Genomic DNA, 843 nt, shown 5'->3' on the forward strand with positions numbered 1-843 from the left:
CGTTTAAGTTCAAACCAACCTGCATCGTATGTTGATTTAGCCAGTTTGGTCATCGAATTGGTAAATGAGCGTGATTTAACATCACCAACCACAATTAAGCTGTTATCTTTAACAAGCTTGGTGGTGAATTTATGAATTAAGTCTAATCTTGTGTTTTTGATTTTAGCGTGGATTGCTTTAACACGCTTTTTATTCTTAGCACGCTGGGCTACTGCTAATTTATTCGCCCACTTTTGCGTTTGCTTAATAATTAGCTTGTCACCATTTGAGGTAGTTGCAGACTCTTTTAAGCCTAAATCAATACCAACGCTGCCCATACCACTTGCTTGCTTAGGAAAGTCTTTAACGGTGATACACGCATACCAACGATTACGACTGTCTTGTACAATCTCTAAGGTGTTTATTTGATATAAGCTTAGGTTGTAACTATCGAATACATCTATGATGAGCTTTTGACCCTTAGAAAGCGATAGCTGTAGGGTTGATTTAAGTGCTTTCTTTCCCGTTTGTCTTGTGCTTATATACTTGATAGCAGACTTTTTAAAGGGTATCCAGCCCAGTGATTTACGTTTGGCATCAGGACGGTTGGTGCGCCAGTTAAGTTTGGCCTTTTTAAACTGTTTGCGTGATTTAGCGTGAATCTCGTTAATGGCTTGTAAGGTCTGACTGTGTAATCCTAAATACTCACCGCTACCTTTGGTGTACTGGCTTAAATCATAAGCACTAAAAAACTTACCGGTACGTTTTAAATGCTCAAAGCACAGCGCATTGACATAGTTCCACACAAAGTTCACCGAACCGCTTAGCTGATTCAGCTCTTTTATGTGCTTGTCTTTAATGCGT

At 39.3% G+C, this 843-nt stretch carries 1 protein-coding gene; it reads right to left on the bottom strand.

Annotated elements, in window-relative coordinates:
• On the bottom strand, positions 1–843 hold an 843-nt coding region (locus A1232T_RS13025; protein ID WP_143514005.1), incomplete at both ends, for an RNA-guided endonuclease InsQ/TnpB family protein.

The organism is Psychrobacter pasteurii (assembly GCF_900162815.1).
GTDB classification, from domain to species: domain Bacteria; phylum Pseudomonadota; class Gammaproteobacteria; order Pseudomonadales; family Moraxellaceae; genus Psychrobacter; species Psychrobacter pasteurii.